At 36.9% G+C, this 20,110-nt stretch carries 19 protein-coding genes and 4 pseudogenes; 17 read left to right on the top strand and 6 right to left on the bottom strand.

From position 1 onward, the window contains the following. Positions 1 to 6: 6 nt before the first annotated feature. A complete protein-coding gene (locus L3081_RS14870; RefSeq protein ID WP_242286866.1) occupies positions 7 to 333 on the top strand; it encodes a PilZ domain-containing protein in 327 nt (108 codons plus the stop codon). An 86-nt stretch (positions 334 to 419) separates the two neighbouring features. Further along, positions 420 to 1,188: pseudogene (locus L3081_RS14865) on the top strand (TatD family hydrolase). A 416-nt stretch (positions 1,189 to 1,604) separates the two neighbouring features. Here L3081_RS14865 and L3081_RS14860 read toward each other — a convergent pair. From L3081_RS14860 to L3081_RS14850, 3 genes and pseudogenes are all read right to left on the bottom strand, one after another. Continuing rightward, positions 1,605 to 3,176: pseudogene (locus L3081_RS14860) on the bottom strand (cation:proton antiporter domain-containing protein). Positions 3,177 to 3,319: 143 nt separating this feature from the next. Beyond that, entirely contained in the window at positions 3,320 to 3,844 is a 525-nt protein-coding gene (locus L3081_RS14855; RefSeq protein WP_242286865.1) for an arylesterase, read from the bottom strand. A 19-nt stretch (positions 3,845 to 3,863) separates the two neighbouring features. After that, positions 3,864 to 5,032, bottom strand: a pseudogene (locus tag L3081_RS14850) (IS3 family transposase). Between the two features lie 171 nt (positions 5,033 to 5,203). On the opposite strand from L3081_RS14850, the gene L3081_RS14845 reads away from it, so the two are divergent. The 4 genes and pseudogenes from L3081_RS14845 to L3081_RS14830 all read left to right on the top strand — a co-directional run bounded on the left by L3081_RS14845 (position 5,204) and on the right by L3081_RS14830 (position 9,658). Further along, a complete protein-coding gene (locus L3081_RS14845) occupies positions 5,204 to 5,917 on the top strand; it encodes an ABC transporter ATP-binding protein (RefSeq protein ID WP_242286864.1) in 714 nt (237 codons plus the stop codon). Beyond that, positions 5,907 to 8,407: pseudogene (locus L3081_RS14840) on the top strand (ABC transporter permease). Before L3081_RS14845 ends, L3081_RS14840 begins: the two are co-directional and overlap by 11 nt. Positions 8,408 to 8,643: 236 nt before the next feature. After that, positions 8,644 to 9,453 (top strand): AI-2E family transporter, encoded by an 810-nt coding sequence (locus tag L3081_RS14835; RefSeq protein WP_242286863.1) that lies wholly within the window; start codon positions 8,644 to 8,646, stop codon positions 9,451 to 9,453. Further along, positions 9,359 to 9,658: an AI-2E family transporter gene (locus tag L3081_RS14830; protein WP_242286862.1), complete on the top strand. Its 300-nt coding sequence runs from the start codon at positions 9,359 to 9,361 to the stop codon at positions 9,656 to 9,658. The genes L3081_RS14835 and L3081_RS14830 overlap by 95 nt, the downstream gene beginning before the upstream one ends. 233 nt (positions 9,659 to 9,891) lie before the next feature. Here the strand turns inward: L3081_RS14830 and L3081_RS14825 are convergent, their stop codons facing one another. The 3 genes from L3081_RS14825 to L3081_RS14815 all read right to left on the bottom strand — a co-directional run bounded on the left by L3081_RS14825 (position 9,892) and on the right by L3081_RS14815 (position 11,304). Further along, positions 9,892 to 10,215, bottom strand: coding sequence for a lysozyme inhibitor LprI family protein (locus L3081_RS14825; RefSeq protein WP_242286861.1), 324 nt, complete (start codon positions 10,213 to 10,215; stop codon positions 9,892 to 9,894). 154 nt (positions 10,216 to 10,369) lie between these two features. Next, entirely contained in the window at positions 10,370 to 10,672 is a 303-nt protein-coding gene (locus tag L3081_RS14820) for a YciI family protein (RefSeq protein WP_242286860.1), read from the bottom strand. 8 nt (positions 10,673 to 10,680) lie between these two features. Beyond that, positions 10,681 to 11,304, bottom strand: a complete 624-nt coding sequence (locus L3081_RS14815; RefSeq protein ID WP_242286859.1) for a septation protein A — start codon at positions 11,302 to 11,304, stop codon at positions 10,681 to 10,683. A gap of 206 nt (positions 11,305 to 11,510) precedes the next feature. On the opposite strand from L3081_RS14815, the gene L3081_RS14810 reads away from it, so the two are divergent. The 11 genes from L3081_RS14810 (at position 11,511) to L3081_RS14760 (ending at position 20,105) form a co-directional block, all read left to right on the top strand. Beyond that, a complete protein-coding gene (locus L3081_RS14810; RefSeq protein ID WP_242286858.1) occupies positions 11,511 to 12,296 on the top strand; it encodes a CbbQ/NirQ/NorQ/GpvN family protein in 786 nt (261 codons plus the stop codon). Positions 12,297 to 12,326: 30 nt separating this feature from the next. Beyond that, the gene (locus L3081_RS14805; RefSeq protein WP_242286857.1) at positions 12,327 to 12,944 is read left to right on the top strand and encodes a cytochrome c oxidase subunit 3 family protein; all 618 of its coding nucleotides are present in this window, start codon (positions 12,327 to 12,329) and stop codon (positions 12,942 to 12,944) included. 5 nt (positions 12,945 to 12,949) lie between these two features. Further along, positions 12,950 to 13,225, top strand: a complete 276-nt coding sequence (locus L3081_RS14800; RefSeq protein ID WP_242286856.1) for a cytochrome C oxidase subunit IV family protein — start codon at positions 12,950 to 12,952, stop codon at positions 13,223 to 13,225. A 248-nt stretch (positions 13,226 to 13,473) separates the two neighbouring features. Then, positions 13,474 to 13,656 carry a hypothetical protein gene (locus L3081_RS14795; RefSeq protein WP_242286855.1) on the top strand — a complete coding sequence of 61 codons (183 nt, stop codon included), beginning with the start codon at positions 13,474 to 13,476 and terminating at the stop codon, positions 13,654 to 13,656. Between the two features lie 115 nt (positions 13,657 to 13,771). After that, entirely contained in the window at positions 13,772 to 15,619 is a 1,848-nt protein-coding gene (locus L3081_RS14790) for a nitric oxide reductase activation protein NorD (protein ID WP_242286854.1), read from the top strand. Between the two features lie 11 nt (positions 15,620 to 15,630). Next, complete coding sequence (locus L3081_RS14785; RefSeq protein WP_242286853.1) at positions 15,631 to 15,825, top strand: DnrP protein; 195 nt, start codon at positions 15,631 to 15,633, stop codon at positions 15,823 to 15,825. 430 nt (positions 15,826 to 16,255) lie between these two features. Next, positions 16,256 to 16,426 (top strand): hypothetical protein, encoded by a 171-nt coding sequence (locus L3081_RS14780; protein WP_242286852.1) that lies wholly within the window; start codon positions 16,256 to 16,258, stop codon positions 16,424 to 16,426. Positions 16,427 to 16,460: 34 nt separating this feature from the next. Continuing rightward, complete coding sequence (locus L3081_RS14775) at positions 16,461 to 17,615, top strand: dicarboxylate/amino acid:cation symporter (protein WP_242286851.1); 1,155 nt, start codon at positions 16,461 to 16,463, stop codon at positions 17,613 to 17,615. Positions 17,616 to 17,749: 134 nt separating this feature from the next. Next, positions 17,750 to 18,052: a phosphoketolase family protein gene (locus L3081_RS14770; protein WP_242286850.1), complete on the top strand. Its 303-nt coding sequence runs from the start codon at positions 17,750 to 17,752 to the stop codon at positions 18,050 to 18,052. Between the two features lie 5 nt (positions 18,053 to 18,057). Further along, positions 18,058 to 19,650 (top strand): phosphoketolase family protein, encoded by a 1,593-nt coding sequence (locus L3081_RS28380; protein ID WP_242286849.1) that lies wholly within the window; start codon positions 18,058 to 18,060, stop codon positions 19,648 to 19,650. Then, a complete protein-coding gene (locus L3081_RS14760; protein WP_242286848.1) occupies positions 19,596 to 20,105 on the top strand; it encodes a phosphoketolase family protein in 510 nt (169 codons plus the stop codon). The genes L3081_RS28380 and L3081_RS14760 overlap by 55 nt, the downstream gene beginning before the upstream one ends. The last annotated feature ends 5 nt before the right edge of the window (positions 20,106 to 20,110 follow it).

Raw genomic sequence — 20,110 nt, 5'->3', positions numbered from 1 at the left:
TCTAGTTTGATCCCAATTAATATTGAATTTTTTTCAGAGCATGATTTATATATTGCTTATATGCCATTTTTAAAAGAAGGTGGTTTATTTATCCGAACAGCAAAATCATTTGAATTAGGCTCGGAAATTGAATTAAATGTGTTGTTACCAGATTCATTAGAGCCCTCTTTAATTAAGGGGGAAGTTTGTTGGTTAACACCTTTAGGCGCCCAAAACGGTACACCTGCGGGAATTGGTATTAGCTTTACCGATGACCCTGATAAAATACGGCATCAAATTGAAACCATGCTTGCTCGTCAATTAAACTCATCAGAGCCGACATTAACCATGTAAAGTTTGTTTAATATGTTACCCCACCAAGCCCTGTAGTTGCTATATGGGCTTTTTTATTTCTCATGTTTAAATTTTGGAGTGTCCCGTTGTTTATTGATTCACATTGCCATTTAGATCGACTTAATTTATCACTTTATGAAGATAATTTAGCGAATGTTGTACAAGCGGCAAGCGATGCAAAAGTAGATAAACTCTTGTGTGTTAGTGTTACTTTAAAAGATTTTCCTGCCATGGTAGAGAAAACACAAGCGTTTAATAATGTTTTACTTTCTTGTGGTATGCACCCACTCAATCAAGAAGATGAAGTGAATATTGATCAGTTACGTAAGCTTTCTGATAACACTAATGTGATTGCAATTGGAGAAACTGGCTTAGACTATCATTATGCGCCTGAAACCAAAGAATTACAGTTAGATTCTTTTAAAAAGCACATACAAGTTGCACTAGAGCTGAATAAACCATTGATTATTCATACGCGGTCTGCCCAACAGGATACGCTTGATCTGTTACGTTCTGAAGATCTTTGGTAAAGTAGGGGGAATTCTACATTGCTTTACTGAAACCTGGGAAATGGCAGAGCAAGCTATTGCGTTGGGTTTTTATATTTCTTTTTCTGGTATTGTAACGTTTAAAAATGCCGATGCTTTAAGAGAAGTAGCTAAACGTGTTCCTGATGATAAATTTTTGATTGAAACAGACGCTCCCTATCTTGCGCCGGTTCCACATCGTGGCAAAGAAAATCAACCTGCCTATGTAGTTGAAGTAGCGAAACATTTAGCGAGTATACGTGGTCAATCAATAGAAACCATTGCCAAGTTATCCACGGATAATTTTAACCGACTTTTCAAATTATAGTTTTTTATATTTTTAACGTACAAAAAAAAGCCCAAACTATTCGGTTTGGGCTTAAGGGAATGGCTCAAAGGGGTCTGAGCCGTGCGCTATTTAACTTCAATTTTACAACAAAGTAGCTAAATATACTGCATATCTATTTAGCAAAGCTGCTGCGAGCATTATCTCTATAACATAGAGAGGAAACTTTGTATTTAATTGTACAAGTACAATTAAAACTTCAACAAGCTGTCTCCTGTAATAATTAAGTGTAGTGTATATTTATATTAATGCGAATTAATTTAAATAGTTTTTTATCTTATTGAATAACAAGGTCTTTTTAACTTATTTCGATCGTTTTATTACCTTTGCTCAATACGTAGGAACAGCTTGTTCTGTATTTACTAATAGCTTTTGAACAGGTTACTCACAGGGGGGCGCTAAGCATTTTCTCCCTGGATTAGGGCCATACTTTCATCAGCAAAACCAACCCCACTTCATTGTAGAAGTTAAACACCTTATCAATACCAAACTCTTCTAATTGCACCCGTTCATCATCATAGCGGGCAATTGCTGCTATTTTACCTTGATAACCTGCCGATTTGAGTTGCTCTGTTATGCTGATACTATCAATAACCTTTGGAAGTGCTAATAAAACTAAATGAATATGAGATAAATTTATCCGCTCCCAGAAAAAGGCATCTTCGGCATCCCCGTAATATGCTTGAATACCTTGTTCAGCTAATTCCGTGACTTTCTCCGGTTCAGCATCTAACCCCCAAACAAGCTTATCTCCGTGTTCAGTAATCGCTCGATAAGCCCCCATACCTACACGACCAAGACCAATAATTACAATAGGGGCTTTTGCAGGTTGATAAAAAATATCTTCAGCTAAGGGGTGTTTACGTTCAAAGCGTTGAAAAAATTCTTTAGTATGACCAAAAAAAGTATGGGCATAACGATATAAAATACTGCTAATAATAAAGGATATTGAAACCGCTAAGGCTAAAATAACTAACCATTCGTTAGTCAACCAACCATTAGTGACACTGATTGCTGCGACAATTAAACCAAATTCACTAAAATTACTTAACGCCAATGATGATAAATAGGCTGTTCTACAGCGTATTTTTAACAGACTTAATAAAGCAAAAAATAAGGTGAACTTAATAGGCATAATCAAAACAAGTAACAATGCTAAGCCTAACATTTCAAAAGTAGGAATAGCGCTAAAACCGATAGACAAAAAGAAACCGATAAGGAATATATCTTTGAAACTTAATAGTGCTTTGTTTATTTCAGTTGCCTTAGCATGGGAAGAAAGGAACATACCAACAATTAATGCACCTAAATCTCCTTTTATATTAACCAATTCGAATAACTCATAACTTCCTAGCGCGATAAAAAATCCGGCTAATGGTATCAATTCTCCGTGACCTACATGGTCAACAATTTTATTAATTACGGGTTTTAATAAAAAAAGCAATAGCAAAGCTAAAGCCCAAATAGACGGTGTTTTACCCGTAGCAAAAACTAAAAATGCAACGGCTACTATGTCTTGAATAACTAATATACCAACAGCCAGTTTTCCATGACGGGTGCGCATTTCGCCATTTTCTTCTAACAGTTTAATAACACATACCGTACTACTAAAACTTAAAGCAAATGCGATTAAGCTTGCGGTAAATATATCTAGTCCCGAAAAATAACTCAGGGCAGATATCGCAAATAATTTGATAATAATAACGGTGATAATTAACCACCAAGGGTATGAACCGAACTTGTTAACCAAACTTCCTGTTTGAACAAACTGCTTACATTAAGCTTCAAGCCTATGGTAAATAGCATTAACGTAATACCTAAATGACTTAAAATTGATAAACTTTCATCTGCTTGATAGCCAAGGAAATTTAAAGCAAAACCACTAAAAGATAGCCAATAGAAGGTGGGAAAGAAATCGACTTGGCTGCTAAACCACAAATAAAAGCAAAAAATATCCAGATAAAATCCATAATAAGACTCTGATAAGTTACGAAACATGTTTATAGTAAGTAGAATTTTATGCTAAAAACTGCGTGTTGTAATAATTTATTGTATAAATTTTAGTTATTTAGCATAACGATTGATTTTTAGGCTTTCTGCCCTATAACCTTATTTAATTTTCTAACCATTTGTTGATTTCACGGTACATAAAATCTCGAATGAGCGGCTGAGCTTTTGCGTTAGGGTGTAAATTGTCGTTTTGCATTAAGCCTGCATCAATTGCGATGTGCGTCATAAAATATGGCATAAGGTACGCGCCTGTTTCTGCCGCAACTTTATGATAGCTTTCAACAAACATAGTTGTGTATCTTGGGCCTAAATTAGGCGGGATCTGAATTGCCATCAAAGCCACTTTTGCGCCTTGTGCTTGACTTTTAGTGACTAGCTCAGTTAAATGTTTTTGTAATAGCATAATCGGAAAGCCTCGAATACCATCATTACCACCAAGCTCAATTAATACATGGCTTGGTTTATGTGCGTTTATCCAGGTATCTATTTTTAACAGAGCATTATCGGTTGTTTGCCCACTGATAGCGGTATTAATTAAAAGAATAGCAGTATCACTCTCATCATACTTATTTTGTAACAAATGAGCCCAAGCTTCTGCTTGCTCTAGCCCATAGCCTGACCTGGTCAACTAAATTCAGTCACCCTAGTTAAGCAACCATTTTTAATTCTTTATCAGCTAGCTCAAATTCATTTGGACTTTGGTAATCCAGATAAGAATGAAGTCTATGACTGTTGTACCACATTGTTATATAATTCAATATATCTTGCTGCGCATCATAACGTGTTTCATAGTTACGCCAGTGAACACGTTCTTGTTTTAAACTGCCGAAGAAGCTTTCGGCAACGGCATTATCCCAAAGAACAACCTTTTTTACTCATACTCCCAACAAAACCATTTGATTTGAGCAATCGACGATATTGATGACTCGCATATTGAACACCTTGATCTGAGTGAACTATCAATCCTGCTTTGGGTTGTCGCTGCCAAATAGCCATCGTTAACGCATCACAAACAAGCTGTGCTTTCATTCTCGAACCCATACTCCACCCAACAACTTTCCGTGAATATAAATCAATCACGACGCATAAGTACAACCGCCTTCCGTTGTCCAAACGTACGTGATATCACCTACCCACGCTTGGTCTTGAGCTTCTACGGTAAAATTCTGCTTAAGCTCATTTTGATAAATAGGCTTGTTATGATCGCTGTTCGTTGTTGCCTTGTATTTCTTTTTATAGCGAACCCAGACATTTGCTTCTTTCATTAACTGAGCTGTTTTTCTTCGACTTACAGGAAAGCTCAGTGTATTGAGTACCTTTTTAATGCGTCTAGCACCATAAGTATTGTCACTAAATTTGGCAATGTCTTTGATCAACTCAATCATTTCTTGATGGTCTAAATCATCAGATTCACTTAATTTACGTTTTTGATAACTATAATAATTATTACTTTTAACACCCAGTACATGGCACATTAAAACCACAGGCCAGATCTTCTTATGTTGGGCAATAAACGAATACTTTACTTCGTTTCTTTTGCAAAGAAGACCGTCGCTTTTTTTAATATTTCGCGCTCCATTTCGAGACGCTTCACTTGCGCTTTTAAGTTGCGGATCTCTTCTTGCTCAGGCGTTAGTTTTCCATTACCACGAAAAGCATGCCCATCATCATTCTCAGATTCTTTTATCCAACGACCAAGCATGTTTGGGTTAACTCCCAAATTTCTAGCGGCTTCAGCTTGTGAATAATTTTGTTCTATCACTAAAGCGATGGCATCAAGTTTAAATTCTTTTGAATATTTTTTACGTTTTGTCATTTCAATCTCCAGTTAAGTCTATTATTCCTTAACTGGGGTAGTCGAATCAATTAGACCACGTCAGCCAAACTTAAGCTGTCACCAATAAGTAATATTTTATCTTTAGCTAATGTTGTAAACGACAAGCAAGATAGTGTGATTATAAAAGCTAAATTTAGGAAAAAACGTGTCATGTCAGTACTTTCTCAATTGAATGTTATTCGAGTTTCAGAATTAAGCAAACGTGTTAATACGTTTGAAGGAAGCCTTACTATCCTTAGCGATATTAGCTTCTCTGTCAAGTCAGGCGAATCGGTAGCCATCGTTGGTGCATCGGGCTCAGGTAAATCAACTTTACTCAGTTTATTAGCCGGTTTAGATGTTACAAGTGAAGGCGAAATCTATTTAGATGGCGTTGCACTAAGTACTCTTAATGAAGAAGAACGGGCACGTATTAGAGCAGAAAAAGTGGGATTTGTCTTTCAATCTTTTATCTTTGTACAAAGTTTAACTGCACTTGAAAATGTGATGTTGCCGGCAGAACTTGCAGGGAAGCCTGATGCAAAAGAGCAAGCCTTAGCCTTATTAGAAAAAGTAGGGCTTTCTCATCGGCTTTCACATTATCCGTCTCAGTTATCTGGAGGAGAGCAGCAGCGAGTGGCTATTGCCCGTGCATTTGTAGGCTCCCCAAAAATTCTTTTTGCTGATGAGCCGTCAGCAAATCTTGATAGTAATAATGGCCATTTAATTGAAAAACTACTATTTGATTTAAATAAGCAAAATGGTACAACGCTTGTGCTAGTTACACACGATGAGCAATTAGCTAATCAATGTCAGAGTATTCTTCATATTGAAGGTGGAAAACTCGTTAAAGTTAGCAACGGGGACGTTACTAATGTGGGTTAAACTTGCTTTTAAATTATTTTTTCGTGAATCTCGTCGTGGTGAACTTACGATTATATTTGCCGCGATAGCACTGGCTGTTCTCACCGTTTTTAGCTTGTCGTCTATTACGGAACGAATTAGTTTAAATATCGAACAAAAAGTAGTGATTTCATCGCTGCTGATAGGCGGCTTTCAAGTAATCATGCCTTTGAGCCTGAAATTCTAAGTAATGCGCAAGAGCAGGGGCTTGCAACAGCACAAATGTTATTTTTTGATTCAATGCTGTTTGCTAACGATGCTTTGGTATTAGGCTCTGTAAAAGCCATTACAAAAACCTACCCATTGCGCGGAAAAATAACCATTAAAGATAGTTTGTTAGGACAAGAGTATGACGTGGAAAGTGGACCTGAATCAGGTTCAGTTTGGCTTAGCGAAGGCTTATTCTATCCCCTTAATGTAAAGGTTGGTGATGAAGTTGAGCTAGGGGCCGGCGTGTTTTTAATAAGTAAAGTTTTAGTCAGTGAGCCCGATGCACCTTTCTTTTCGCTATCAGGTAATAAACGCGTACTGATTAACTATGACGATATTCCGGCAACAAAGGCTGTGCAAGCCGGTAGTCGCGTATTTCATCGGTTACTTTTTGCAGGTTCAGAACAACAAATAAAAAACTACTATACCTGGTTAAAACCACAACTGAAAAATAATCAAAATTGGGAGGGGATAAAAGATAGGCAATCTCCCCTGGGTAATAATTTAGACCGTGCAGAACGATTTTTATTGTTAGTCGGTTTGTTTGGCATCATGCTTGCTGCAGTGGCCATGGCGGTGTCTGCTAAACGTTATTGTGAGCGCCAGTACGATCCCGTTGCTATGATGAAAACACTCGGGGGAAGTCGAACTACTATTCGAAATATCTATTTACTTCATTTAAGTCTAGTTACACTGTTTTCTATTGCTGCGGGTTTAGCCATCGGCTTTTTATTGCAATATATTGGAGGGGAATATCTAGCCAAATTTATGGGGGCTGAGTTACCTCCTTCAGGTGTCCGACCTTGGCTACTCTCATGCCTTGTTGGTCTTGTGTGCGCGTTAATGTTTTCACTAAAACCTTTGCTAGATTTATTTGATATTCCTCCACTGCGCGTATTACGTCGTAATTTGGGCGATTCTTTAGCATTAAGCCGAATTCATATTGTTTTATCATTGATCACTATCTTTGTTTTAATGTGGCTTTTTAGTGGGGAAATGATCACCACATTAATTTTGTTCGGTTCAACTTTGCTAGTTATAGCCCTTTTGTTTGGTATTTCTAAGTTGATTTTTTCTGCAGGGCGTCGGATGGGACTTAGACCAGGAACAAGTTGGTCTCTAGCCATTGCTACCTTACAAAAAAGAGCGAATGCCAATGCAATTCAGCTGATTAGTTTCGCTTTAGCAATTAAGTTAATGCTATTTTTGGTGGTATTAAAAAATGACATGATTACAGATTGGCAAATGCAAATTCCTGCTGATGCACCCAATATGTACATAATTAATATCGCTGAGCAAGAAGTGGCACCAATCAAACAGTTCTTTGAGGAGAAGGGGATAATACATGAAGCTTTTTATCCTGTATTTAGAGGCAGAATTGATGCGGTGAATAATGAAGAGTATGCGCGAAGAGTGTCAAAACAGGAAGGTGAAGAGGATGCTGAAGATGCGCGTAAAGGAGTTAGACGTGAGCCTAATTTAACATGGCTAGATGCTTTACCAGAAGATAATGAAATAACGGAAGGTCAATGGTTTTCAGATACTGATGAAATTGAAGTATCCGTATTTGATGGTTGGAAAGATGAACTTGGTTTATCATTAGGTGACACATTAACCATCTTAGTTGATGAGCAAAGAATTGATGCCAAAGTAACCAGTTTTCGACATGTGAATTGGGCCAATATAAAGCCGAATTTTGTCATGATCCTCAGCCCTAATATGGCAGGGAAAGTACCTGTAACCTATTTTAGTGCAGCACAGTTACAAGATATTCATACAAAAGATGTCAGTCAGTTATTGCAACGTTTTCCCACTATTAGCATGATTGATATTAAATCTCAGATGGAGCAGGCACAGTCAATAATATCTCAAGTAACACTGGCCATTGGTTTTGTCCTCTTTATCGTATTGATTAGTGGTGGGTTAGTGCTTATTTCTCAAGTTCAGGCAAGTTTAGCTGAGCGTATGCAAGAAGTAGTGATCTTGCGTACATTGGGTGCTAAAGGGCGCTTGATAAAGTTAGCAACTTTGTATGAATTTTTATTATTAGGTGCCATTTCTGGCTTAGTCGCGGCAATTGTTAGTGATGTAACCTTGTTAATAATTCAGCAGCAACTTTTTGACTTAGCGGGAAGGTTACATCCGTACGTGTGGTTACTTGGTCCTGCAAGTGGCGCTATTTTTGTGGCAAGTATTGGTTACCTTATGGTTGCTAAAACCATGCGACAAAATACACAGGGACTATTACGAAAACTTGGTTAAGTGCAAGGTAATAAATTAGTTTAAACTAATACTGAATTTTGAACGCCCTCGTTTATTACTAAAAGTTAAAAATAAGCACATTGGTTTGATAATGTAATTTTCATTAAATTGACAGAGTGCTTTTATTTCTACGCTAGTGAATAGCATCAATTTCAGGTATATTGGCTCGATATATACCTGAAACGTTATCTATATATTGTAGATAATTTAGTAAACTCCAAGGAATAATAATAAGTATGACCCCTTCTAAGCAGGCAACACCTTACCTCGTTGCATTTGCCTCCATCATCATCATCATTTCAGGTTTAAAAGTTGCGGCACCGCTTTTAGTGCAGTTATTAATGGCTTTGTTTATCGCTATTATTTGTATGCCATCGATTCGATGGATGGAAGATCATAAAGTACCCCGCTCGTTAGCCATTGTGATTGTACTCGCAGTGATTCTAACTTTTGTGTATGGGGTTGTCGCTTTAGTTGGCGATTCAATAAATGCTTTTAATGCGAATAAGGCCTTTTATATTGAACAATTAGGAACTCGAGTTAAGTCAATTGTCGACTGGGTTGCTTCCCATGGTATGCCAATTGAGAATGTTAATGTAGCATCTGCTTTTGAGAAAGCAGACATCATGTCATTAGTCACCATGATTTTAGGTGGTGTGGGTAACATCTTTAGTGACTTCTTCGTTATTTTCCTTTGCGTTATTTTTATTTTAGCTGAAACAACAAGTTTCCCTGCTAAATTTGCCAAAGCATTTTCAGATGCACAAGACAAAATGGTACATGTAAACCATGTACTTAGTAAAATACGTCATTATTTAGCCATTAAAGCGGCCACGAGCTTATTAACAGGTGTTTTAGCGTCTTTAGCCTTGGTACTTATTGGGGTAGATTATCCCTTTCTTTGGGGAATCTTTGGCCTTTCTATTAAACTTTATTCCCAATTTAGGTTCATTGCTTGCGGCTGTACCACCGGTTATTTTAGCGTTAATACAATTAGGCCCATTAGGTGTAATGTGGACAGGGATAAGCTTTTTCGCCATCAATAATATAGTCGGCAATTATTTAGAGCCTAAATTAATGGGTAAAATGTTAGGTTTATCTGCTTTTGTTGTCTTTTTATCTTTAATTTTATGGGGTTACATTTTTGGTGCTGTTGGAATGTTTTTGTCTGTTCCACTAACCATGATGATTAAGATAGCACTTGATACCAATGAAAAAACATGCGCGGTTAGGCATTTTACTTGGTCCTGAAGAGGAAGCTGAGGAAATCGCGCCAATTGAAAGCTCGCCATCAAGCTTGTCTTAGACTAAAGAAGTCATTCTTTATTATTTTCTATAATGATTTAGTAAAGAGGATTTAATAAAGCAGGGTTAATATAACGTATTAAATAAAACACTGTTTTAAGGCACTTTACTGAGTTCACTAATACGGTTCTTTGTGATTATGATATAGCATTTTTTATAGGCTAAATCAGCTCCTTTCTTCAGGGTGATATAGCAAGATATTGCCACCGACAATCGTTGTCACGAAAGGTAATGAAATCATTTTGCGATCGTTTAAACATTTTTAATGCGGCATGGCGTCCTGTCAATAACGCTTTTTCCTCTAGATTAAAAACATGATTATTAACCCACGTTTGTAATTCTCGATCGAGCCCTGACGACAGTGTATCAAAACAACGGGACAGTTTTTTTTGTGTGGATGACACTTTTTCACATTCGTCTATGGTTTTTTCCGCAAACGCCGGTGCAGACAAAAAAGATTGTGAAAGAATGAAAACACTTAACGCTAAGATTTTATTGGCCATGCACACATTGTTGAAATATTGAATTATGTTTATGTATCACTGTCACTGTCACTGTCAGTATTTTATTTTCGCTAGACACTTACAGCATAGTTGATATCCTTGCGTAAAAAAAGTTAACTCTACAGTTTTTACGCAGATCTTAATAAAGAGGATATTAAGCAGGAAGTACTTTTTTATAAGGTTTAACGATGACTTTTTCATAGACACCGGCAGCTATATAGGGATCTTCATCGGCCCAAGCTTGTGCTTGTACTAAATCATTAAACTCGGCAATAACTAAAGAGCCAGTAAAGCCTGCTTCCCCTGGATCATTGCTATCAATAGCGGGACAAGGACCGCCCACTAACAAACGACCTTCATTTTGCAAGGCACTTAAACGGGCTAAATGATGTTCTCTAACGGATAATCTTTTTTCTAAACTGTTGGCAACGTCTTCACTGTAAATTACATATAACATGAGTTTTCCTATATTTTGTCATTATCTTTATTATGTTGCGGTTTGCTGATTACATTTGAGGTGATTTCAACACTATCTTCAATGGCATCAGAAATGTCATCTTTGTCGTCTGTCATATATTTACTCAAGGATAATATTGTAATAATTGAGAAGGCAAACATCAGACCTGTAAGTCCAAATACTTTGAAATTCACCCAAGTTTCTAAATCAAAATTAAAAGCAATGTACCAATTTAGTACACCACAAAAAGCAAAGAAAAACGCCCACGCAAGATTTAATTTGGTCCAAATAGGGTCAGGTAATGATATTGATTCGGAAAGAAACTGTTTAATGATGTTTTTGTTGAAACCGTAATAGCTAACAAGTAATGCAATGGCAAAAATTTCATTGATGATGGTTACTTTCCACTTGATGAAAACGTCATCATGTAAAAAAATAGTTAAACCACCAAAAACAACAATTAGAGCAAAAAATATCCAATTACGTGTTGGTACCTTCTCTTTTTTCAAAAAATAATAAAGGATTTGTAAAGCAGATGTCAGTATTAATGAGGCAGTAGCCCAATAAATATCCACAAATTTACTAACAATAAAAAATATAACTAAAGGAATGTATTCAAAAATTGCATGCATATTAAAACTATTTCAAATGAAAAATGCTGAGATATTGATTTTAACTAAACTTTCGGTACATTAAAAGTTAAAGCGCAAATCTATTAGAAATAATAAACTTTACCCTTTCAATGATCCTTATCAATTAAGCGGTTAATCGTATTTGTACTTTCCTTCGTGCTAAGGTATTTTACTCACAAGAATTATTATTGAGTTAACTAACGCATATGACCACTAAAGCGCTTTTCTATCAAGAACAAGGCAACGAAGTCACTTTGTTCAATCATGCCTATGAGCATCAGCTACCGGTGTTAATTAAAGGACCTACAGGATGTGGTAAAACGCGCTTTATCGCTCATATGGCGGCAAAATTAAATAAACCGTTATATACCGTTGCTTGTCATGATGATTTAACGGCCGCGGATCTTGTGGGTCGTCATTTAATTGGTCCTGATGGTACCTACTGGCAAGATGGTCCGTTAACGAGAGCCGTAAGAGAAGGGGGGATTTGTTACTTAGATGAAGTGGTTGAAGCTCGAAAAGACACAACCGTTGTTTTGCATCCGTTAGCTGATGATCGACGTGTACTACCGTTAGAAAGAACAGGTGAGTTGATTGAAGCCGCCCCAGGTTTTATGTTAGTGGTTTCCTATAATCCCGGTTATCAAAACCTGCTCAAAGGGATGAAACCAAGTACTCGTCAACGTTTTGTTGCATTACGTTTTGACTACCCAACGGCGGAAATTGAACAACAGATACTGATTAAAGAAACTGGCGTAGATGCGCATTTAGCGTTTAAACTTGTTGAATTAGCCGGTGCGCTAAGAAAACTAGAACAAAATGATTTGGACGAAGTGGCGTCAACACGTTTATTGATTTATGCAGCCCGTATGATCAGTACAGGCATGAATGTATTAGATGTGTGTCGCTGTTGTTTAGCTGAGCCATTATCAGATGATCCTCAAACAGTTAAAGCGCTAATGGATGTTGCTAAAATTTATTTTGATGAATAGTTGTCGGATGAACATAAACAGGAAGTAACCTTGAATAATACCATAAGTGCTGAGACACTATCTCCTGAGGTTGAAACAAGCTCACCACACAAATTAGAAAATAGGCTGCCTGGTGATTTAGCCATGTGGTTTTTCATTTTGGCTGAATTAACTGTTTTTGCTATTTTATTTATCGGTTTTGCTGTTTCTGAAAAGTTAAATCCTGAAATATTCCTGCAAGGGAAGGCTCAATTACATAAAATATCCGGTTTCATTAATACGCTTACCCTGATTACAAGTAGTTATTTTGTCGCGCTTGCCTTAACAAAAGTGCACCAAGGAGACGGGGTAAAAGCAGCCAAACTGTTAGTTATTGCTAAGTTAGTGGCGTGTGTATATATCGGAGTCAAAATAGGGGAATATTTATCTTTATTTGAACAAGGTATTACGATTGAAACGAATACCTTTTTTACCCTATATTTTATGATTACTTTTTTTCATTTAATGCATGTCCTTTTAGGGATGGTTATCCTAGTTTTTGTCGCAGTAAAAGCGGCAAAAAATGAGTATAACGCGAGTAATATCACAGGCTTTGAATCAGGTGCTAGTTATTGGCATATGGTTGATATGTTGTGGATTATTTTATTTCCTCTTGTTTACGTGATTTAACGCTGATGTCATCAATTAATACGAATAAAAAAAATACCATAACTTGGCTGTTACTACTGCTCTTTACGGTTATTTCTGTATACATAGGGGAAGTACTTGAATTATTTACTACCCAGAAAAGCTTGTTTATTGGCGCTGTTTTATTTATTGTTTTTTTAAAAGGACAACAGATAATTGATGTATTTATGGAGCTTAAATATGCGCCTAAACTTTGGCGACGATTATTATTAGGCTATGTTATATTACTCCCTATTATTATAGGAATTATTTATTTGGTATAAGTTCTTTATTCGGCTTCATTCGTCTTAAACCGTGCTAGGTTAACTATAAAAGGTAAGTGAATATGAAATCAAATCAACATAACAAGCCCAAGATAATTTACCAATCGCTTTATTTGTCAAATTTGTTACTTGTGCCCATTATCAGTTTTTTAATTCTTGTGTACTATTTTTTTCAAAGTAAATCGAATAGCGAAAACGCACAGCAAATTTCAAATTATAATCGGATACATTTAATTAGAAGTATTCAAGTGTCTGCACTAGCAGGGGTCATGCTAGGTGTTGCTCCGACCTTTTATATTTTATTTTCCGATCAATTTGATGTGTCAGTCATGATAACCGTTGTTTATTTTGTTACCATGCACGCCTGTTTTGTGCTGCTTGGTATGCTTAACTTAGCGCGAGCTATGGCACATAAACTTCCTTTGTTTTAATGAATACTTGAAAATACCGTAATAACACTTCACTAATCTTGACCCAAATCACACACACAGCGAGATCATTTGATACAATCTTAGCATTATTAACTGACTATACGGTTTTAGTGTTATGGAAGAGTGGGTTGGCGGACTATGGCACAAGTATATTACCCGCAAGGCAAATCCTGAATTTGAAGAAGCAAGAGTTGCTTTTGATGAAGTAAGTAAATCAGTTGGTATGGTCTTTCGTGCCTTAGGCGGAGATTCAGTAAAGCGGGTAGAAGCGGCTTCAGGGCGTGAATATCTTAGTCGAAAAAGCTTTTTACAAAAAATTTCAGGTGATACCCAATTGGTGAGTTTAGCGTGGCAAGACGAAGAAAGTTTACGTTTACCTGAGTCACTTGCCATATTTAATGATAAATCATTAAATTATGATTTATATATTTGGTTAGCTGTTTTGGCCTCAAATCACAATGGTCGCTTCTCTCATTGGGCTACCGATAACCAAACATTAGTCGTTAATATACTAGAAAAGTTTCCTGCACTTCGTAATCGTTATACTCGACTAGCACAAGCGTTTGTAGCAAGTCGGCAACCCATTGATACCTTGCCTCACACTGAGCAAGCAATGGAACAAGCAATTGTAAATTCCATTTTAACACCGGGCTCTGTTACTGAATTCCCAATGGTTAACTTTGCGCCTAAAGCAGTATATTTATGGCTGTATCCCTCATCTTCTTCTGAAGAAACTGTACCGCCTGAATATCAAGATATTGAAGAAGAGGGGCAAGAGGAAGAGAAACAAAAAAAATCAGTCAAAAAATCACAAACAAGTCGTAAAGAAGCTGAACGTGTTGATTCTCCAGATGAACGTAATGGTATGATGATTTTTCGTCTTGAAAGTTTATTTTCTTGGAGTGAGTTTTCCAAATTAGATCGTGGTTCGGATGACAGTGATGACGACGATGATATGTCAAGTACGGTCGAAGATCTTGATAAAATCACGCTAGCAAAGCAACAAGAAAAGCAAAAAAGTGCACAAATTAAAATCGATCTTGATTTACCATCAGCTTCAGAAGACGATATCCCCTTAGGTGAGGGAATAAAATTACCTGAGTGGCATTATAAAAAACAAATTTTAGAAGAAGACCGCTGTTTACTACAGCCAATGCTACCCAAAGATGCTAAGGCAGAGAAGTTACCTGTACGTTTACAAAAAATATCTAAACTCATTCAAGCTCAGTTTGAACAATTGCGTAGCGTAAGATACTGGTTAAAAGCACAACCACAAGGCGAAGAGATAGACTTGAGTGCTTGGTTAGATTTTCATGTAGAAAGTAAAATAACCCCAAGCGCAGAAAAAGGCTTATTTAGATCCTTTCGCGGTAATAACCGAGACTTATCGTGCCTTTTATTAGCAGATTTATCAATGTCGACCGACGCACATTTAGATAACGACAACCGTGTTATTGATGTGGTGCAAGACAGCCTCTTATTATTTGGTGAAGCATTGCAGTCAGTTGGTGACAATTTCGCTATGTATGGTTTTTCGTCGGTAAAAAGACATAATGTTCGTTTTACTATGTTGAAGAATTTTAATGAAAATTACACAGACCATGTAAGAGGACGCATTCAAGCGATAAAACCTGGTTTTTATACTCGTATGGGCGCTGCAATACGTCAGGCAACACAGGTTATTAATGAACAAAAAAGTACTGAAAAATTATTACTTATTTTGACTGATGGTAAACCCAATGATATTGACCACTATGAAGGACGTTTTGGTATCGAAGATACGCATAATGCTATTACTGAAGCGAAGCGTTTGGGTATAAAACCTTTTTGTATCACCATTGACACTGATGCGCAGACCTATTTACCTTATCTTTTTGGCTCGGATGGTTTTACCGTAATTTTAAGACCAGAACAATTACCTTTGCGTTTGCCGCAACTATATCATCAATTGACTTCGCAATAAGGAACTCAGGTATGAATAAAAAAGATAAAAAGTGCCTTTATTGTCAAGGTAATAATGACGAAAGTGCTAGCCATTGCCAACACTGTGGTATGGCTCTACCTGAAAAACACCCGCATAGTAAAGGCAGTAAAATTAAATTTTTTGTTAAAGTTTTTTGGGCAATTGTTATTTTTTGCGTGGTAATGATCTTTTATTTACCAAGATAATGACAATTATACCCGTTTCATTAATTAAGTGATCTATTGTACACGGAGAAAAAATTGCCAAATACAAGGCATTTATTTCAATAAGTAGTTGTTATAATTATTAAATAACGATGTAGTTGGTGATTTTAGCAAGTAGAAATGATCACATAATTGTTAAGATTTGTATTATACCTGCTTAGTGTCATCTGTTCTTAGTAGTCTGAATGTTTTCTATGTTGGTATATTGATTTGCCTTAATTCGTGTAAGTACGCTGAGGTTCATAATATATAGACTGAAATAACATCTAAAATCCTAAGAAAAACAAATGAAAATATCGTAAAGATAAAAGATGATTTACGTGTATTTATGGCGTATTGTCAAATAAGTCTAAATTGAATTTCAATCTTTACAATATAATGAGTAAAGTGGAAATGAAGAGAAGGAATTAGCATGAAAAAATCACAATTTTTTTTCAATCCACTGAAAAATTTGGCGGATCAATTTGACAAATTGGTAAGCGGAAAGCTCTGGCTGAAAGTTATTATCGCTTTAGGATTAGGTATCATTCTTGGGGTGTTATTAGGACCAGATTTAGGTTTGGTTTCTCTTTGGAACAGTTAAAATTATAACGGCTTGGCTCGCACTACCCGGACAGGTGTTTTTAGCTATTATTCAAATGATTGTTGTGCCATTAGTTATTGCCTCAATAGTGATGGGGCTAGCGGCGAATAATAATCCTGAAGCGATGAAAAAAAATGGCATGATCGCTTTGATTTTTATCATTATCTCAACAGCATTGGCCGCTGCTATTGGTATTTTCTTAGCACTTAATATTCAACCGGGTCATTTTGTTGATGCTACCTCTTTAATTGACCCCAATGCTACCCCCACCATTAAAGCGGTTGCTAAAGGTTTTCCTGATGCAGCTGAATTTCCAAATAAAGTATCAGCATTAATACCTAAAAATCCTTTAGCCTCGATGGCTTCGGGTGAAATGTTGCAAGTTATTTTATTTGCTGCTGTGTTAGGGGTCGCTTTATTATCAATTCCTGCTCAGCAATCAAAACCCTTATTTGATTTGTTGGGGGCGTTACAAGAGGTGAGTTTACGCATCGTTTCATGGGCTATGTTATTAGCGCCTTTAGCTGTTTTTGGTTTAATAACAAGACTTGTTGCCAACCTTGGTTTAAATGTATTAACTGGTATGGCCATATATATGGCAACGGTATTATTAGGCATCATTATCATGGCATGTTTGTATTTTTTCGTGGCTACGATAACCTTGAAACAACGATTTAAAGCCGTATTTGTTAATGTTAGAGAATTATTACTGTTAGCTTTCTCTACCGGCAGCTCAGCGGCTGTAATGCCACTGACATTAAAAGTGGTTGAAGATAAACTTAAGATAAAACCAGAGATATCACGATTTTTAGTCCCCTTGGGTGCCACAATAAATATGACAGGAACTGCACTATATCAAGGTGTAGCCACAGTGTTTCTCGCACAGGTTTTTAATGTTGATTTGAGTATAAGCAGCTATGTTTTTATTGTCACAATGTCGGTTGCTGCGTCAATAGGTTCTCCTGCCACACCTGGTGCCGGCATTATTATTCTTAGTATGGTACTAGAAGGCGTTGGTATTCCTAGTGCAGGTATTGCGCTTATTCTTGGGGTTGATCGAATATTAGATATGTGCCGTACTTCCGTTAATGTGCTTGGTGATGTAGTTACTTGTACTGTAGTGCAATATATGACGAATAATATTAATGAAAAACAAGAGGATAAAGAAAATATTGACAACATCGTGTAGTGGTTTATTGACAATGTAATTTGAACAGACCCAAAAATCTTTGTTCAAAAGGGAACATTCAAATACTCATTATTTATCAGAGCATTTGAGTGGTAAGAATGATTTAACTATTAAATTATATGTGTGGTATTCAAATGGAAATCTCGAATAAAACTAAGCAAAACACTAATCTACTTTCAGACAATGAATTGCATTCAATTAATGCCTATTGGCAGGCTTGTAATTATATTGCCGCAGGCATGATATACCTTCAAGATAATCCTTTATTACAACAACCTTTAGCGCCCGAGCATATAAAAAAACGGCTTTTAGGACATTGGGGGTCAAGCCCCGGCTTGTCATTTATGTATATTCATATAAATAGGCTTATTAACAAGTATGACCTTGATGCTATTTTTCTAGTCAAGGGCCAGGTCATGGGGCGCCTGGCGTTTTAGCTCCTGTGTATTTAGAAGGAACCTATTCCGAAATATACCCAGATGTAAGTTTAGACGCTGCCGGTATGAAACGATTATTTAAACAGTTTTCATTTCCTGGGGGAATTGGCAGTCATTGTACGCCTGAGCTACCGGGTTCTATTCATGAGGGCGGTGAGCTTGGTTATAGTATATCTCATGCGTTTGGTGCAGCATTCGACAACCCCGATTTAATTGTAACTGTTGCTGTGGGAGACGGTGAGGCAGAAACAGGACCTTTAGCAACATCTTGGCATTCAAGTAAATTTATTAACCCTATTCGAGACGGGGCCGTATTGCCTATTTTACATTTGAATGGTTACAAAATAAACAATCCAACATTACTGTCACGTATTCCGCACGAAGAGCTTGAAGCATTATTTATTGGATATGGTGGGAAACCCTACTTTGTAGAGGGGAGTGACCCAACACTCATGCATCAAACCATGGCAGAGGTAATGGAAAATTGTATTAAGGACATTCGTGCTCATCAAAATGAGGCGCGCACTTCAGGTAAAGCATCACGTGTGCATTGGCCAATGATTATTTTACGTTCTCCTAAAGGTTGGACAGGGCCAAAAGAAGTTAATGGCAATAAAGTCGAAGGGTTTTGGCGTGCGCATCAAGTGCCTTTAACAGGGGTCGTTTCTGATACAGAACAATTTACAATGTTAGATCAATGGCTAAAAAGCTATCAGCCCGATAGATTATTTGATAAAACGGGACGGTTAATACCAGAATTAGAGGCACTAGCACCCAAAGGCTCACGCCGAATGAGTGCAAACCCTCACGCAAATGGTGGTTTAATAAAACGAAATTTACGGATGCCCGATTTTCAAAGCTATGCCGCAAGAGTAGATAAACCTGCCCAAACCAATGCAATGAACACTAGACCTTTAGGTGAAATGTTGCGTGATATTATGCGCATGAATCATGATAATTTTCGAGTGTTTGGGCCAGACGAAACATCATCAAATAAATTAGAAGCCATTTATGAAGTCAGTAAAAAGTTATGGTTATCTGAATATTTACCTGAAGATGATAATGGGGGAGAACTTAGTCCGGATGGGCGTGTTTTAGAAATGTTATCTGAGCATACGCTTGAAGGATGGTTTGAAGGTTATGTACTAACTGGACGACATGGTTTTTTTGCTACCTATGAAGCTTTTGTGCATGTCATTGATTCTATGTTTAACCAACATGCAAAATGGTTAGCTATCAGCGAAAAATTGTCTTGGCGCGCACCCATTTCATCCATTAATTTATTAATTACCTCAACCGTTTGGCGTCAAGATCACAACGGATTTACGCATCAAGATCCTGGTTTTCTAGATCTTGTCGTTAATAAAAACCCTGACGTTACCCGAATATACTTACCGCCTGATGTTAATTGCCTACTTTCAACCGCAAATCACTGTTTACGTAGTGAGAATGATATCAATGTGATTGTTTGTGATAAGCAATCACACGTACAATATCTTGATATGGATAGCGCCATTAAGCATTGTACCAAGGGTTTGGGAATATGGAGTCAAGGGCAAGTAATGATCAAGGTCATGAGCCTGATGTTGTTATGGTAGGATGCGGTGATATACCAACAAAAGAAGCGTTAGCAGCAACAGCCTTGCTAAGGGAGCATTTTCCACAATTAAAAGTGCGTTTTATTAATGTGGTGGATTTGTTTCGTTTAACAAGTGAAACAGAGCATCCTCATGGTTTATCCGATAATGATTTTGATAGTTTATTTACTTTAGATAAACCCATTATTTTTAACTTTCATGGATACCCTTGGTTAATACATCGCTTAGCCTATAAACGCCATAATCATAAAAACTTACATGTGCGTGGCTATAAAGAAAAAGGCAATATAAACACACCGCTTGAGTTGGCGATTGAAAACCAAATTGACAGGTTTAGTCTTGCCATTGATGTAATTAACCGTGTACCTAGCTTGAAAGTGGTGGAGCACATGCAAAACAATTATTTAGAGACCGTCAAATTGAGTGCTGCCAATACGCCCATGAACACGGCGTAGACATA

Origin of the sequence: Colwellia maritima, from assembly GCF_022669015.1 — a bacterium.
Classification (GTDB): Bacteria; Pseudomonadota; Gammaproteobacteria; order Enterobacterales; family Alteromonadaceae; genus Colwellia; species Colwellia maritima.
Note: the sequence above shows the minus strand (reverse complement) of the source record. Positions and strands in the feature narration are given on the sequence as shown.

What these genes read in the sequence shown, in the direction of transcription:
- L3081_RS14845 (WP_242286864.1), top strand. Translation starts at nt 5,204, where the DNA reads ATGTCAGTACTTTCTCAATTGAATGTTATTCGAGTTTCAGAATTAAGC.
- L3081_RS14835 (WP_242286863.1), top strand. Translation starts at nt 8,644, where the DNA reads ATGACCCCTTCTAAGCAGGCAACACCTTACCTCGTTGCATTTGCCTCC.
- L3081_RS14825 (WP_242286861.1), bottom strand. Translation starts at nt 10,215, where the DNA reads ATGGCCAATAAAATCTTAGCGTTAAGTGTTTTCATTCTTTCACAATCT.
- L3081_RS14820 (WP_242286860.1), bottom strand. Translation starts at nt 10,672, where the DNA reads ATGTTATATGTAATTTACAGTGAAGACGTTGCCAACAGTTTAGAAAAA.
- L3081_RS14815 (WP_242286859.1), bottom strand. Translation starts at nt 11,304, where the DNA reads ATGCATGCAATTTTTGAATACATTCCTTTAGTTATATTTTTTATTGTT.
- L3081_RS14810 (WP_242286858.1), top strand. Translation starts at nt 11,511, where the DNA reads ATGACCACTAAAGCGCTTTTCTATCAAGAACAAGGCAACGAAGTCACT.
- L3081_RS14800 (WP_242286856.1), top strand. Translation starts at nt 12,950, where the DNA reads ATGTCATCAATTAATACGAATAAAAAAAATACCATAACTTGGCTGTTA.
- L3081_RS14790 (WP_242286854.1), top strand. Translation starts at nt 13,772, where the DNA reads ATGGAAGAGTGGGTTGGCGGACTATGGCACAAGTATATTACCCGCAAG.
- L3081_RS14785 (WP_242286853.1), top strand. Translation starts at nt 15,631, where the DNA reads ATGAATAAAAAAGATAAAAAGTGCCTTTATTGTCAAGGTAATAATGAC.
- L3081_RS14780 (WP_242286852.1), top strand. Translation starts at nt 16,256, where the DNA reads ATGAAAAAATCACAATTTTTTTTCAATCCACTGAAAAATTTGGCGGAT.
- L3081_RS14770 (WP_242286850.1), top strand. Translation starts at nt 17,750, where the DNA reads ATGGAAATCTCGAATAAAACTAAGCAAAACACTAATCTACTTTCAGAC.
- L3081_RS14760 (WP_242286848.1), top strand. Translation starts at nt 19,596, where the DNA reads ATGGAGTCAAGGGCAAGTAATGATCAAGGTCATGAGCCTGATGTTGTT.